7 protein-coding genes are annotated in these 16,244 nt (G+C 58.7%); 2 read left to right on the top strand and 5 right to left on the bottom strand.

Annotated features, from left to right (window positions below; genetic code table 11):
* Window positions 1-148: 148 nt before the first annotated feature.
* From CJ255_RS08475 to CJ255_RS08465, 3 genes are all read right to left on the bottom strand, one after another.
* Complete coding sequence (locus CJ255_RS08475; RefSeq protein WP_245863266.1) at window positions 149-1,798, bottom strand: HlyD family secretion protein; 1,650 nt, start codon at window positions 1,796-1,798, stop codon at window positions 149-151.
* Window positions 1,799-1,896: 98 nt separating this feature from the next.
* Complete coding sequence (locus tag CJ255_RS08470; protein ID WP_097643671.1) at window positions 1,897-5,241, bottom strand: efflux RND transporter permease subunit; 3,345 nt, start codon at window positions 5,239-5,241, stop codon at window positions 1,897-1,899.
* A gap of 278 nt (window positions 5,242-5,519) precedes the next feature.
* Window positions 5,520-7,040 carry an ArnT family glycosyltransferase gene (locus tag CJ255_RS08465; RefSeq protein ID WP_097643669.1) on the bottom strand — a complete coding sequence of 507 codons (1,521 nt, stop codon included), beginning with the start codon at window positions 7,038-7,040 and terminating at the stop codon, window positions 5,520-5,522.
* A gap of 445 nt (window positions 7,041-7,485) precedes the next feature.
* Between CJ255_RS08465 and CJ255_RS08460 the strand changes: the two genes are divergently transcribed.
* On the top strand, window positions 7,486-8,709 hold the full coding sequence (locus CJ255_RS08460) for a L,D-transpeptidase (RefSeq protein ID WP_097643668.1): 1,224 nt from the start codon (window positions 7,486-7,488) through the stop codon (window positions 8,707-8,709).
* Between the two features lie 281 nt (window positions 8,710-8,990).
* Here the strand turns inward: CJ255_RS08460 and dnaK are convergent, their stop codons facing one another.
* Entirely contained in the window at window positions 8,991-10,904 is a 1,914-nt protein-coding gene (gene dnaK, locus CJ255_RS08455; RefSeq protein WP_097643687.1) for a molecular chaperone DnaK, read from the bottom strand.
* 347 nt (window positions 10,905-11,251) lie between these two features.
* Here dnaK and CJ255_RS08450 point away from each other — a divergent pair, with 347 nt between their 5' ends.
* Window positions 11,252-15,742, top strand: coding sequence for a right-handed parallel beta-helix repeat-containing protein (locus CJ255_RS08450; protein WP_097643667.1), 4,491 nt, complete (start codon window positions 11,252-11,254; stop codon window positions 15,740-15,742).
* A gap of 84 nt (window positions 15,743-15,826) precedes the next feature.
* On the opposite strand, the gene CJ255_RS08445 is transcribed toward CJ255_RS08450, so the two are convergent.
* Window positions 15,827-16,210 (bottom strand): response regulator, encoded by a 384-nt coding sequence (locus CJ255_RS08445; RefSeq protein WP_097643666.1) that lies wholly within the window; start codon window positions 16,208-16,210, stop codon window positions 15,827-15,829.
* Window positions 16,211-16,244 lie beyond the last annotated feature (34 nt).

Below are 16,244 nucleotides of genomic sequence, written 5' to 3'. Positions count from 1 at the left end.
ACGGAGAAGAGAGGTTTTTGTTTGGCATTTCTTCAGATGCTGTCTGAAAAGCCTATGAACTGGCGTTGGAGTGCCGGCGTTAGCCGGCTAACGCCGGCACTCCAACGTGTGCCCACTAGCTTTTCAGACAACTTCTGAACCTCATGTGTCAGCGATCCACTTCAATCGTCACGCGGGCGCTCATGCCAGCGCGCAGTTCGTCCTGCTCATCCAGCGTCACGCGCACGGGGAAGGTCCGCACGTTGCCGACGACGCTGGCCGTGGGCGCAATGAAGGTAACCGTGCCACTGAAGGTACGTCCGGGGATGCCGTCAATTGTGATGCGCGCACTCTGCCCAATGCGGACACGGGCTACATCGGTGTCGCTTACGTTGACTTCGATGCGTAGTTGGCTGGTGTCTACAATCTGTACGGCGGGCAACGGACTGGTGCCAGCAATGTCGCCAATTTCGACATTGATGCGGGCGATGGTGCCCGCAAAGGGTGCGGTGAGAGTGCCTTTGGCCAGGTTGAGGCGCGCCGATTCGAGTTGGGCAGTGGCTGCGTCAACTTGGGCCTGAGCTTGGGCCAGTTCTGCGGCGGTAGCCCCAGCGGTGGTGCGGGCAAGGCTGGCTTGGGCGGCATTGACTGAGGCTTGGGCCGATTGCACCGAGCCGATGCGCTGTTCGCCGCGCAACTTGTCGAGGTTGGCACGCGCTTGGGCTACTTGGGCATCCACGGCGGCACGCTGTTCAGCCGTGGCCCCATCGAGCAGCCGTTGCAGACTCGCCTCTGCGTTACGCAGGTTCGCCTCAGCCGCTTGGATACCTTCGCGCTCATTGCGTACCGCCTGCTCAAGGCCCAGACGGGCCTGCTCAAGCTGGACTTCGGCGCTATTGACCCGGCGTAGCGCCTGGTCTTCCGCATCGAGCGCCTCCTGAGGCATGTCGCGCCCAAATTTATCGAGTTCTTGCCGCAACTCAACGTTATCCCAATAGATCCTTGAGTAGGTCTGTTGAGCATCGCGCAGATTGTTGGCCGCAATCTCCACTTGCAACTGGGCGTTGTTCTTGGCGGCTGAGAGGTTGGTACGCTGCATGTCGAGGTTGGCACGGGCCTGGGCAACCCCCGCCTCGGCCTGTTGCAGATCGGTGGTCTTGGGCCCCGCTGCGACTTCCGCCTGGCGTGCAATGGCGCTGGCCAGTGAAGCCTCGGCGGCGGCAATGTCTTCAGCCGTAACGCTGCCCTGGGCCTGACGCAAGGCGCCTTGAGCCTGAGCCACCTGGGCGCGGGCGGCGGCAATATCTTCGGGGCGTGCGCCCTCGGCCAACCGTTCGTAGCCCGCTTGGGCTTGGGCAACCCCCGCCTCCGCCTGGCGAACGGCCAACTCAAGTTCTGCAAGGTCAAGACGCACTAACGCCGTTCCAGGGCGCACCGTTTCGCCCTCTTCTACCAAAATTTCCGCAATGTTGCCCGGCACACGAAAGCTCAGGTCGGCTTTGCGCCGCGCTTGCACTTCGCCCGCCGCCGTAACCCCCAACCCTATGCTGGGCGCTGCGGGTGGCGCAGGGCTCTCGCCATCAACCACTGTGGTCGCCGCCCCAAGCGGTGCGCTGGTGGGCAACTCGATGGTTGGAACATTCGCAACCACTTGGGGTTGCTCCACTTCTTGGCTGGCGCAGGCACCGAGCAGCAGGGCCAGCAACAGCATACCTATGATGCGCGTGGTCAAGGGACTCTCCTTACTTATACCATAGCCGATAGCCGATAGCCGATAGCCGATAGCCGGACATGGCGTCTCAATGCGCTTGAATGTCATGAGGCATGCCGCATGATTAAGAACGCTAAAGCCTATTGGGACGCCATGTTCGGCAATCTGCAATCTACAATCTACAATCGTAAATGGTATTACTGGTGTCAATCAGCAGTCGGTTCTGATGAAATAGGCCGATTGTGGCTTGGTGCGGGCTGCTGCGAAGCTGGGCTTGGTGCATTGGCCTGCGTTGTGCTTGGTGATGACGTTGGTGGCTGCGAATCTGATAAAACTGGCGCTGCTTCGGGTATGGCAATGAGTGAAGGGAAGCGCCGCACGGCCCAGTTAGTCGTGCGTGTAGCAACTGAGTCCATTAAGCTATAGACCGTAGGCACGACCAGCAGCGTAAGCAGCGTCGAGGTGGTCATGCCCCCAATGATCACCCAGGCAAGACCACTGCGAAACTCGGTGCCCTGGCCAGTTCCAAAGACATGCAGGCCAATTGCCGTGGGCATAGCACCGGCAATGAGTGAGAGCGCGGTCATCAGGATGGGGCGCAGACGAATGGCCCCGGCTAGGCGCAGGGCATCGTGTTTGTTGAGGCCAAGATCGCGGATCCGGTTGGTAAAATCTACCAGCAAGATCGAGTTTTTCACCACAAGGCCCAAGAGCAGAATCAGGCCGATCATGCCGGTGATGTCCAGATCAACATTGAGAATGCGGAGCGCGAGGAAGGCACCAATGAAGCTGAAGGGCATGGCCATCATGATCACGAGTGGTTGGGTGAAGGAGCCAAATTGCGAGGCAAGCACCATGTAGACAAAGAGTACCGAGAGGGCCATTGCTAGGAAGAGCGAATCAAAGCCTTCGGTGGTCTGCTCCATGATGCCGGTATATTCGATAACGACATCGTTGGGAATACCCAGGGCGGCGATACGCATATTCAACTCTTCTTGCGCTTCGCCCAGGTTGCGATTCTGGAGGTTGGCCCCAACCAAGACTTCGTTGAGCCGGTTGTAGCGCCGAATCGTGACGGGACTGTCGCCAATTTCAATGCGACCGAGGGCGCTCAGCGGGACGTTGCCAGCGTTGGTGGGGATACTGATCGCATTGAGCGCCTCGATGCCACTGCGGTCGCTTTCGCGCAGGCGCACCACAATGTCGGTGTCAACCCCATCCTGACGCATGGCCGTAGCCACATCGCCACTGATCAGGGCGCGTACCGAATTGGCAATGTCATCGTTGGTAACCCCCAGTTCGCCGATGCGCCCCGGATCGGCGATGAAGCGCAGTTCCGGGCGGCCCGTCTGGAAGTTGGTGTCAATATCCACGAGGCCCTGCATGGTCGCCATTTGCCCCTTGATCGCATCAACCACTGGGCCGAGTTCGTTGGTTGGGCGGGTGGATTGCACACTCACGAGCAGTTCACGACCAGCGACGCCCGTACTGGTGGGTTGGAAGCTGGGGAGGGCAAAAGCGAGGCGCGGCAGGAAAAGCAACTGTTCGCGCAGGCGCTCTTGCACCTCAAGGGTGGGCGTGCGGGCCACCAGCTTCACAAAGAACTGGGTGCGTTCGGGGTTACCACTGTAGCCCACCGTCGCAATGACCGTCTCGACCGCCGGATCGGCCAGCAGAATCTCCTCGGCCCGCGCCGCCAGCCGATTGGTCTCGGCGAGCGTCGTGCCCGGCGCAGCCTCAAAGCCCATCAGGAACTCGTGGGGGTCCTGCTCTGGGAAGAAGGAGAACTTGAGCGTCGAGGCAACAAAAAGGCTCACCACCATGACGCCAAGCGCAATACCAATCACCGTGAGCCGATTACGGGTCGAGGCGAGCGTCCACGCGAGCAGCTTGCCATAGGCCCGCCCCAAGCGCCCAGGGTCCTCTTGGGCTTCTTGGATAAGGCTGGCATCACGTTCGGCATTCGCCCCAGCAATATGCTCAAGTTTCAGGTCGGGTAGAGCCTGATCCACCGAAGCGTGGGGCTTATGCTCCTTCTTCAGATTGGTTCCGGGGAAGACATTGCCCGAAAGCATTGGGGCCAGAACAAAAGCCTCAAGTAGCGAGAGCAGAATAGCAACCGCAATGACCAACCCAAAGGAGCGGAAGACGATCCCGGCGGTGCCTTCGGCAAAAGTGACCGGTACAAAGACAGCGACAATGGTGAGCGTCATGGCCACAACCGAGAGGGCGACCTCCCAGGTGCCTTTGGAGGCGGCGATGCGCGCCGATGCGCCCCGTTCCATATGGCGGAAGATGTTCTCACGCACAACGATGGCATCGTCAATCACGAGGCCCACGCAGAGCGAGAGCGCCAGCAGGGTAATCAGGTTGACCGAGAGATCAAAGACGGGCATAAAGATGAAGGTGCCAATCAGGATGACCGGCAAGCCCGCCATGGTGATGATCGTGCTGCGTAGGTTGCGGAAGAAGAACCAGACCACCAAAAAGGCAGCGATGGAGGCAAAGACAAGTTCTTCTAGCGAGGAAGAGATAGAGGCGCGGACAAATTCGGAATCATCACGCGCAATGGTGTAGGTCAGTTCAGGGCGATTGGCAAAAACCTCAACCATGGCTGCATGGACATTATCGGCAACCGTAACGGTATTGGCCCCAGACTGCTTACGAATCGAGAGAATAATCGCATCGCTGCCATCGAGCCGGGCGTAGCTCATGCGCTCGGCGGCGCCATCTTCGATGGTGGCGACATCACCGATGCGATAGGGCGTGCCGGTAATCTGGATATTCGCAATATCTTCGGGGGTTTGCAGCAGCGAGGGCGCACGCAGGCTAATATCGGTACTACCCTGAACAATGCTACCCAAGCCAAGGTTAGCGTTCGCCTGACGCAACGAATTGGTCAACTGCACCGGCAGAATGCCGTAGGCTTGCAGCTTCTGCAGATCCATGAGCACATTGATCTGACGCAGTTCACCGCCATCCACATCAATATTCCCGACACCACGGGCGCGTTGCAGCAGCGGAACAATCTCATTATCGAGAACTTGGCGCAACTCAAGGGGCGATTGGCCCGCAGTCCCCGCCACCGCCACCGACATGATCGGGTCTTGATTGGGATCAAAGCGCTGAAAGACCGGCTGGCGCACATCGCGGGGCAACGCAGGCATGACCGCATTGATCTTCTCGCGGACATCCTGGTCGGCCTTCGCAATATCGGTACCAGCCTCAAACTCAAGGATGAGGATAGCCAGGCCGTCATTAGCTTGCGACGTAAGATCGCGCAGGCCAGCAATCGTATTGACCGAATCCTCAAGCGGGCGCACCACCTGATCGGCCACACTTTCAGGGCCAGCACCGGGATAGCGCAACGATACCGACATCACCGGAATATCAATATCGGGCAGCAGATTCACCGGCAAGGTACGAAACGAAAGCAAACCAAACGTAACAACCGCCAGCATCACCATCGTGATAAACACCGGCTGGCGGATGGCCATATCGGAAATCCAGAGGCCCTTGAACTGCTCATTCGGGCGCTGGGGGTCAGACATGCTCCCTCCTCAGGCGCAGGCTGCACATGCTTTGCAATGATCTTGTCTTTACTGTAACGTAAAGTCTTTGAACATGCAAGTAAGATTGAGGGGAGAAAAGCTCTGGGCCGCGCCGCTTGGCTTCGACAAGCTGGTTTCGGCAGGCTCAACCACCGAGCCAGCGGCGCGGTGGTGCGGTGGCTGAGCTTGTCGAAGCCAGCACGGTATTGGAGTGCCGGCTTTAGCCGGCTAAAGCCGGCACTCCAATACCGTGCGCACTAGCTTTTCAGACAGCCATCCTACGGGCGAGGCACGCGCTCCAGCAACACATAGGGCTCGGCAGTATAGAGCACCCGATATTCCCGTTCTAGCACATCAATGGGATAGATCTCAGTGTAGCCACTAAACGGCCCCAAGAGCACAAAGGGCGGTTCGGCGTCGAGGCCAGCGTAGCTAATTGGTGGGCCACCGAGCCACTGACGGCGCACTGCGGGATCGAGCAGTTCAGTAGGGACATAATGGTAATTATGGTCGGTCAACAGGCCCAGCTCCGGCTCCCAGGTCTCTACGATGACATCGAAGGGCACATTGGCATCCATAAAAGCAGCCATGCGTTGGGCCGCGTCCTGTGGGCTGAGGATGACTTGGGCCGTGAGGCTGAGGGGCAGCATAATGGCGACACTGAGGTAGAGCATGGCCCCTGCGAGGACGAGGCGCTGGCGGCGGGCGTAGAGTTCGTGCAGCAGATCGGCAACGAGCCGGGCAACCGCCAGGCTGCCCAGGATGACCGCCGGGAAGGCGTAGCGCGCCCAGCCAAGCGATGTGACAAACCAACTGAGCCAGAGGATCGCCATCAGGCTTGGAGCCAGCATCGCTAACGCGTGGGGCGTTCGTTCGCGGCTACGCCAGATGCTGTAGAGTAACCCGGGTACGAGCAGGCCGCCATAGACCTGCACAAGGTAGACGACCGCGCGCCGGGTGGCTTCGGGATCAAAGACAAAGATCGCCCCACCGGCGGCTTGGCGTGTTTTCGCCAAATTCGCACTAAAACCATCAGGCCCAAAGAAGGCGAGCATCGTCACTGTCCATGCACCAAAGCAGGCTACAGCAATCACTGGCGGCGCAAGGCGCAGCCACCAGTCGCCAGCGCGATAGTAGAGCCAGTCGAGCAGGGCTAAAAGCACTAGCGTAGGTGGCACAATCAGCACAAACTGATTCTTTGTTACCAAGGCCAAGCCAAAGCCTAGCCCGGCCAGCAGGGCGTAGCGACGGCTCTGTTCAGGCTTAAAGAGGCCCAAGGCATAGGCGAGCAGCCCGGCCAGCAGGAAGGCCACCCCCGGTACCTCGCCCAACGCCTGGCGCCCATACTCCACCATGCCCTCGAAGCGGAGCGTACGCGAAGCCAGGGCGAGCAACAGCGCCAAGAGGGCTACTTGGAAGCCATAGAGCCGACGGGCCAAGACAAAGAGCCCAAGCAGCGCAAGGGCCAAGTAGGTCACCATCACGAGGCGGGCCTGGAGCAGACCAATGCCAGCCACTTGGAAGGCAAGCGCAATGGGTAGCATGACCGTCGGCCCAACCCCGATGGTTGGCCCAAAATAGCGAAAGCCCTCGCTACTAATATCGGCATAGACCCCAAAGCGCACCAGCGTCTTGGGAACATGCAGGTGCGAGCCTTCATCGAACCATGTTGGTGGCACATAGGGCAAATTGATCAGCGCCAACAGTGCCACCAGCACAATCAGGGCGGCAAGAGCCACCCGTTCCCATAGCAAAACCCCTGCGGGGGCAGGGGCGTCCTGGAGGAGTGTTTTAGCCATAGTGGAAGGGGATACAGAAACTAGAAGATAGAAAATAGGGTTTGCTACATCAGGATGCGCTGAATGTCTCTAAAGGGTAATGTAGCCTGAAACCTTAGAGGCTGGCTGAAAAGTCTATGAACTGGCGTTGGAGTGCCGACTTTAGCCGGCTAAAGCCGGCACTCCAACACATGCCCACCAGCTTTTCAGACAGCTTCTTATGCTTGGCATTATAGCATAGGCGAAGCTGACGGTAGGGGCACGAGGGCAGCGAAACCGCACACCTCATATGCTAACGCTTCAGCCTATGGCTCGTTGCAGCGTGCTATACTGATACCAATGACCCTTGAACATACCGCATGATCAAAAACGCGAAAGCCGATTGGGACGCCATGTTCGGCAATCTGCAATCTACAATCGTGAATGGTATGAGCTACTACGGGCTTTTTATGTTGGAGCTAACCATATGTCACTTACACGCTACTTGGGGCCGCTTGGTGTGCTTGGTCTGTTGCTGGGGTTACTGGCTGGTCTCGTGGTGGTGCCGCGTACGGGCCAAGCCCAAACTGAGGGTGAGGCGCTCTATTTTGTGAGTACGGGTCAGCGTTTGGATCATACCCATGGCTTTTTGGGCCATTGGCAAGCAAGTAATGGCCCCTTAACGCTAGGGGCTGCGTTGACGCCTCCATTGCTTGAACAAGGCTTGGTGGTGCAGTATTTTGAACGTGGACGCTTGGAGTTGCATCCAGAATACCAGGATGCGGTGCTGCGCGGGCATTTGGGTGCAGAATATGCCCAAGCGCTCTGGCGCGAGTTTGCTGCGCCGAGTGGCGTTGGTGCTGGGGATGTTGCCGCTACAGGCGATAGCCTCGCCGAGCCCTTCCGCAGCTTTTGGCATGAGGCTGGGGGGCTGGATGTCTTTGGGCTGCCGCTGAGTGCGCCAACATGGGAATATGTGGGTACGCAGATGGCGCTGGTGCAGTATTTTGAGCGAGTGCGCCTAGAGCATTACCCTGAGTTGGGTGAGGCGGTTGTGCAGATTGCTGATCTGGGGCGCGACCTGGTGTTGCTGCGTGGTCTGCCGACAGCGCCGGTGGATCCAGCCGGCGCCTTACCTGTGGATCAGTGGGGCCAGCCGGTGCTTGCGGGGCAACAGGCGTGGTTCCCATTGGCAACCGCAACGGCGACGCCGCTACCCACAGCAACGCCCCAACCGACGCCCCTGCCAACGCTGGTGCCCGCTGCGCCTGCACCGACGGCTGCGCCTGCGCGTGCGCCTGCACCGGCCCAAGCATCCGCACCTGTGGCGGGACAGGGCGGCGGCAAGCAGATTGTGATTGACCTGAGTGCCCAGTGGCTCTATGCCTACGAGGGCACACAGCGCGTCTTTGATGCCCCCGTCTCAACCGGGCGTGACGGCTTCAATACGCCGGTGGGCCGCTTTGCAATCTACCATAAGGTGCCTGCGCAGACGATGAGTGGTTGTAGCGGCGGTGAGTGCTGGAATGTGCCCAACGTGCCCCACGCAATGTACATTGTGGGTGATGTAGCCATGCACGGCACCTACTGGCACAACCAATTTGGCACCGGCGTGCGTCGTAGCCATGGGTGTATCAACCTGCCAGTCGGCGCAGCCGCCTGGGTCTATGGCTGGGCTCCGCTGGGTACGCCAGTGACCGTGCGCTGGTGATGTTACACCATTTCAGATTGTAGATTGTAGATTGTAGATTGCCGAACATGGCGTCCCAATGGGCTTTGGTGTTCTTGATGATGTGGCACACGCTGGAGTGCCGACTTTAGTCGGCTAAAGCCGACACTCCAAGCATCCTGATGCCGCAAACCTATTTTCGCAATACCGCAAAAGGAACGCTGTCTGGGTGCGCGGGCCTTTGGCCCGCACACCCAGGATGGCGTATTCACAGCGTTACTTTTGCGCTATTGCCTATTTTCTATTTTCTCGTTACTCTATCCTTAATCTACCGTATACTCCCCATCCACGACCCCATCATCGCGCTTGCGCCCGGCGGCACCGGGCTGGCCGCCCTGGCCCTGGGCTTGGCCTTGATGCGCAGCGGCCCCTTCGGCATCGCCATAGGCACTCTGCGAGAGCTTGAACATCGCCTGCTGCAACTCGTTCATCAGGCTTGTCATGCGCTCTTTGTCCTCTTGGGCGACGGCATCGCGCAGATCCTTGATCAGCCCTTCGACCCGCTCCTTCTCAATGCTGTCCACCTTATCGCCGAGATCGGCCAAGGTCTTTTCGCTCTGATAGCTCAAGCTGTCGGCCTGGTTCTTGAGTTCGACCAGTTCACGCCGTGCTTTGTCCTCTTCAGCATGGGTCTGAGCCTCACGCACCATGCGCTCCACTTCGTCCTTGTTGAGGTTGGTGCTGGCCGTAATGGTGATGCGCTGCTCCTTGGCGGTCGCCTTGTCCTTGGCGCTCACATGGAGAATACCGTTGGCATCAATGTCGAAGGTGACCTCAACCTGCGGCACGCCACGCGGGGCGGGGGGAATACCCTCAAGCCGGAAGCGCCCTAGCGTCATGTTGTCGCCCGCCATCTCGCGCTCGCCCTGGAGAATGTGGATATCCACGGCGGTCTGACCATCGGCAGCCGTCGAGAAGATCTCGCTCTTCTGGGTTGGAATGGTGGTATTGCGATCAATCAGCTTGGTCATCACACCGCCGAGGGTCTCGACGCCCAATGAGAGCGGAGTAACATCGAGGAGTACCACGCCGGTGACATCGCCGCCCAGCACGCCAGCCTGAATGGCTGCGCCCATGGCTACCACCTCGTCGGGGTTGACCGACTTATTGGGCTCTTTGCCGGTCAGTTTGCGTACAAGCTCCTGCACCACCGGCATCCGGGTGGAGCCACCGACCAGCACGATCTCATCGATCTGGCTGGGCTGCATGTTGGCGTCCTTGATCGCCTGGTTGACCGGGCCACGCAGCCGTTCGGTGAGATGGGCGGTGAGCTGCTCAAACTTGGCGCGGCTGAGGCGCATCTGTAGGTGCTTGGGGCCAGTGGCATCGGCAGTGATGAAGGGCAGGTTGATTTCACTCTCGGTAAGGCCCGAAAGCTCCATCTTCGCCTTCTCGGCAGCCTCTTTGAGCCGCTGTAACGCCTGACGATCCTTGCTCAGGTCAATACCCTGATCCTTGCGGAACTCATCGATGATCCAGTCTACCACCGCAGCATCATAGTCATCACCACCGAGATGGGTGTCACCACTGGTGGACTTCACCTCCACGATGCCGTCACCAACCTCAAGGATCGAGACATCGAACGTACCCCCGCCAAGGTCAAAGACCAGAATCGTCTCATCTTTTTTCTTATCGAGGCCATAGGCCAGCGCGGCGGCGGTGGGCTCATTGATAATCCGAAGCACCTCAAGTCCCGCAATCTTCCCGGCATCCTTCGTGGCTTGGCGCTGACTATCATTAAAATAGGCGGGCACGGTAATCACCGCCTGGGTGACCGGCTCGCCCAGATACGCCTCAGCATCGGCTTTGAGTTTCTGCAGTACCATTGCGGAGATCTCTTGGGGCGCATAGTCACGGCCCGTCTGGGGCACCGCAATGCGCACATCGCCACGCGGCCCCTTGGCAACCTTATAGGGTACCATCTCACGCTCGGTATGGGTTTCGTCATAATCGCGGCCAATCAAACGCTTGACCGAATAGAGCGTATTATCGGGGTTGATCGTCGCCTGACGCTTGGCGGTTTGGCCAACCAAGCGCTCGCCATTCTTGGCAAACGCGACTATCGAAGGCGTGGTGCGGTTCCCCTCAGCATTAGGGATGACGGTGGGATCACCGCCCTCCATCACCGCAACACAGGAATTGGTTGTTCCGAGGTCAATCCCTACAATCTTCGCCATGAGCATTCCTCGCTTCTATCTGAAGTCTACACCTTTATCATGTACTGCTCTTAGTGTAGCGGGTCTTCGCATGTCCTGTGCTAATGGGGCGTTAGAGGATTGTTAGAATGTGTTGATGCTGTTAACACTACTTTTGTTCGGTTTTGGCGGCTTCGCCGCCAAAACCGAACAAAAAACCTTAACAAATCCTTTATGTACAACAGACGCTCGGATTGCTATAATGAGGATCGTTTCTCTATTTTTAGTTTCTTATTTCTTAATAAAAAACAATTAAAAACATTTTTATTTTTAATAATACAAGGTTGTAACTCGACAACTTTTGGGCTGTGCTCGCAAAGGAGACGGCGATGTCTACCAAATCCATCCACGTACGTTGGCGGCTTACGATTCTGTTGGGCGTGGCGGTTCTGGTGCTTTTGTTTGGTTCACTTCCGGCCTTATTGGGCAGTTTGGCGGCAGCTCCGCAACTAGCCCAGACGGTGGTGCCTGCATGTGGCACCGTGACCAGCAATACGACATGGACGGCGAATAATGTCTATCAATTGGATGGCTGCAACCTGATTGTTGCGGAGGGGGCCACCCTGACGCTTCAGGCGGGGACTGCGGTGCAGGTGGGGGGCAATTGTGGAACCTCGGGGAGCAAGAATTGCGCCCTTGTGGTCAAGGGCAGCTTGCAGGCCCAGGGAACTGCGGTCAGCCCGGTGATCTTCACCAGTTTGAACGATAATCGCTCCCGTGGTGGGGCTAATACCGCCACTGCGGGCGAGTGGTATGGCCTGCATTTTGCGTCAGGCAGTAGGGGTAATCTACTGCACACCCAGGTCAGTTATGCTGGCTCGGGGGAGTTGGGCAGGTGGGATAATTGGATCTTTGCGAATCGTGCCCAGATCTTTGCCCAAGATAGCACGCTAGAGATCCGCGAGAGCCGCATCAGTCACGGCCTCAAAGCGGGCATTGCCCTCTATGGGCCGGACGTGGATGTGCAAATTGAGGCTACGCACATCGAACATAATGTGGGCAGTGCCGAGCCGAATTTGCCCGGGGCGATCTACCAGAATACCCAGTTTATGACGGCACGCTACCGCAATTTGACGCTGGAAGCCAACAGTAGCGATGACGTTGGCATTGCGTGGGGCACCGGAGTGGGCACGGCGGTGCTTGATGGTGGCCCCTTCCGCATCTTTAATGATGCCGGGGTGTACGACAATAACACGCTGATCCTGCGTCCAGGGACGCACATTGGTTTCTATACCGGCCAAGGGATTGTGGTTCAGCAGGGTGGCACCTTGACAGCTACCGGGACGCTGGCCGAGCCGATCATGCTTACCCCCCTCGAGAGCGCTTGGAAGGGGCTGATTCTCCAGTATGGCTCGCGGGGCACGCTTAGCCATACCGAGATTCGCGGTGGTGGCAGCGGCACCTGGGGGGGGAGTATTGCCGCGCTTTGGGTAGCGAGCGATCAGGTGGCGATCAGCGATGTGACGATTCGTGAGAGCGCCCATGACGGTCTGCGACTCGATGGCTGGCAACAGAATCAGGTGGCGCTGCGCACTACCATGCGCAACCTGCGTATCTATGACAATCAGCGTGATGGGTTGGTGCTTTCCACCTATGACGGTGAACTGACGCTCAATGCTAGTGAGATCTATGCCAATGGTGGTGATGGTGTCCGGTTGGCGATGCCCAAAGGCATCGGCGGCGGCCCACCACGCGATCAGACCCTCACCTTGAACAATGTAACCATCCGCGATAATGGTGGGCTTGGGCTTGATAATGCCAGCGTGGGCAATCAGGTGACCCTGAACAATAGCCGCATAACGAACAACGGTGGCGCGGCGCTGCGCATGACTGCCGACAATGATACGCCGGTGCTGACGGATACCACGATCAGTGGCAATGATTTTAATGGCATGCTCATCGGCTTCGCTGGGATTCAGCACAACCGCCATTGGCGCATCCCGCAAGCGGGCTTACCCTTTTTGGTCGAAGGCAGTACCCTCTCGATTGGTAGTGAGGGTGCGCTCCGGCTTGAGCCCGGAGTCACGCTCAACTTCCCCCAAGGCTCATCTATGGCTGTCAATGGTCAACTCACAGCCGTGGGCACGCCAGAAGCGCCGATCCGCTTCTTGGGGGCGCAGCGGGGGGCGGGGGCATGGCATGGCATCCATTTAACACCAGGCAGCAGCGCTACCTTGCAGCACTGTGAGGTTGCCTATGGCGGGCGTACCTTCTGGCGTAATTTTGGGTCGCTTTTAGAAATTGATACGACCGGCACGGTGCGGGTTGAAGATTGTGCCTTCCATGCGAGTGGCGGCCATGGGCTGTGGGTGAATAGCTTTGGTACCCTCACCTTCCGCAACAATCGGATCGAGGATATTGATGGGTATGGCTTAGGCTATACGCTCGAACCCACCCTCGATGTGCGCGGCAACTGGTGGGGCCACGCGAGTGGGCCCAAGCATGTTGGGAAGAATCCAGATGGTCAGGGCAATACGCTCTGGAATAATGATAATATCCTCTTCGATCCGTGGCTGACCGCGTCGCCGGTGCAAGCCGCTGAGGTGGCGGTGAAGATTGCAAGTGTCGGCGGCATCTTCCCCGGCCAACTGGTGGACTATGTGGTGAGCTATGCCAACCACACTGAAGGTACGATCAACGATGCCATCCTGATCTTCCGCCTGCCCTACCTCGCTGCCCTTGAGGATCGTGGCAGTGGTACCTACTGGCCTGCCCGTCAGGTCGTCTTCTGGAAGTTAGGCAACATCGCACCTGGGGCCAGTGAGCAGTTCCTGGTACGCGCCCGCTTCCAGTGGGGCATTCCAATTGGCACCTTTGATAGCAGTTCGGCCATGCTCGTGGCCGCCAATTACAACCAGGATCTGCTTGATCGCACTGCGTATCAGAACTACAGCGCACCAGCGATCGCCGAGGTTGGGCAACTGAGTCTGAACCAATGGAACGATCTACGCAATACCAATGCCGAGCTGAACAGCCTGTATACCCAGGCGCTCAACGCGGGCTACATCTGGGCCGGGGCCCAGCAGGTAGACCTCGCGGGTGATCAGCAGAGCTACCAGGCAATCTTGCTGCATCGCGGCGAGCGAGCAGTGCGCGTCTTGCAACTGCATGGTGAGCGTACCCAGGCTGCCACCTACGCCCCCAACAGCTATCGTGTCGAAGACGCTCGGGGGGGGATGCAGTGGGATATGCTGAGTGATGAGCGGCGCTACTGGGGCGCGTGGGATACGATCAATGGCGCGGCCTGGCCCGGTACCGTGGTTGACGCCCAACTCTGCGCTGAACTGAGCGGGGCTGGCTGTTGTCTCAGCAACTGCCTCAGTAACGTTGCCCTCTCGGCAGTGGTGGGACAAGTGAGCGGTACCCTCGGTACCATTATGGCAACCTATGATTGTGCCCAGTCTCTGAGGTCTGATCCTTTGAGCGATCAACTCTCCAGATGCGCCGACACGATTGGCAAGCGGCTACTGGGGGTGAGTGGACTTGACAATCTCGCGGGCGTCACCGAGTGCCTCGCTCAGTGTGCCGGTGATCCCAACAGTCAGAGTTGTACAAACGATCTGGTGACCTGCGAACCGCGCTGGTACAACATCTACGAATGGCTTGGCGTACCCAACCGCACCGTCTGGCGCTGCCGCAATGGTTGCTACAGCACCAAGCCAGAGTTCTTGCCCTGTGCCTTTGGTGAGTGCTGTGTGCCTGGTGCGGGCTGCAGCGACTCTGGTAATGGCGTAGACTGTCGCGGCAATAGCTTTATCATCGCCCGTGACCCCAACGAGAAGCATGGGCCCGCTGGTGATCTGCTGCCCGGCCAGGTGGTGCCCTATACCATCGAGTACGAGAATGTCGGCGAAGGGATCGCCTATGGCGTCTATATCATTGACCAACTCCACGAACACTTTGACGATGCGACCCTCGTGATCGGCAATGGCGGCGAGTATAACGCCACCACCCGCGAGATCAGTTGGTTGATTGGCGATCTCGATCCCGTGGGTCAGCCCGGTTCTACTGGCGAGGTGACCTTTACGGTAAACCTCAAGCCCAACCTGCCCGGCGGCACGATCATCACCAACCAGGCGGTGGTCTATTTCCCCAGCGTGCCCGAAGAGACGCCGACCAGTGTGGTGGTACATATGGTGCAGCCAGTGGTGGCCGAGCCGCAAACGCTGACCACCAAGCATGAGACGCCCCTCGCGATCAGCCTCAGCGCCCGCGAGGTCTCGAACGCTGCCGTAACCTACCGCATCACCACACCGCCCCTGTTCGGCACTCTGAGCGGCACGCCGCCCAACCTAACCTACACGCCAATGGAGGGCTATGTTGGGGCCGACTTCTTCAGCTTCGTGGCCAACAACGGCACCATTGACAGCCGCCCTGCCGACGTGCGTATCGAAGTCAGCTCTGAGGGCGACACGCGTGCGCCCCAGGTGGTATGGACCCTACCGGCAGCCGATGCAACCGGAGTACTCGCCTCGCGCACGGTGGTCTTCAGCGACACCCAGGGCAACCTCTACGGGCCACAGATCATTGCGGGCATGTCGGAGGCTTTGGATGGCGCAACGGTGACGAGTAGCACCGTGCAGGTACAGAGCAGCAATGGGAACACGATTGCCACCCTGGCCCACTTTGATCCACGAGGCAACCAGATCGTGCTCATGCCGCGCCAAGCGCTCAACGCAGGCAGCTACAGCGTCACCATCACCACAGGGGTACGCGACCGCGCGGGCAACCGTTTGGCCGAAGCGCATACCTGGAGTTTCACCGTCGGCGCGGCGAACGACGGCAGGCATAGCGTCTGGTTACCCTTAGTGCGGCGTTAGGAGGTGGGGCACCCATTCGCATTACATTAAGCCCCCGGCGGGGGCTTGGGGGAGGCAAAGCCTCCTCCAAGCCCTCTTTTGTACTCAAGTATGCTCTTGCCCACACAGCGCAGCCACACGATCCAACACTTCACTAGGATTACTGCTCTTCATGAGTACCGGGAAGGGATCCATCGCTGCGCTAAGATCATCATGGGGGCTGATCCCGCTGCCCGTGAGGATCAGAATTGGCTGGTTGGGAAAGCGTTCGCGGGCGCACCGGGCTAGCTTGAGGCCGTTGATGCCTGGTAGGTGCAGATCAATAATGCAGATAGCATAAGGCCCGGCGTTCAGCAGTTCGAGCCCTGCTTCGCCGTCTTCTGCAGTGGTGACCCTGAACCCGCGCCGCTGCAAGAGCGCGGCGAGGGTTAGCCGTACCGCAGGTTCGTCATCAACTAATAGGATATGGGCTTGCGCTGGTGAGTTCATAAGCTTCGGTGAGTGCTATGCGAAAACCATCTCT

The organism is Candidatus Viridilinea mediisalina (genome assembly GCF_002532535.1).
Taxonomy (GTDB): Bacteria; Chloroflexota; Chloroflexia; order Chloroflexales; family Chloroflexaceae; genus Viridilinea; species Viridilinea mediisalina.
The sequence above is the reverse complement of the archived record's forward strand: the minus strand, read 5'-3'. Positions and strand labels throughout refer to the sequence as shown.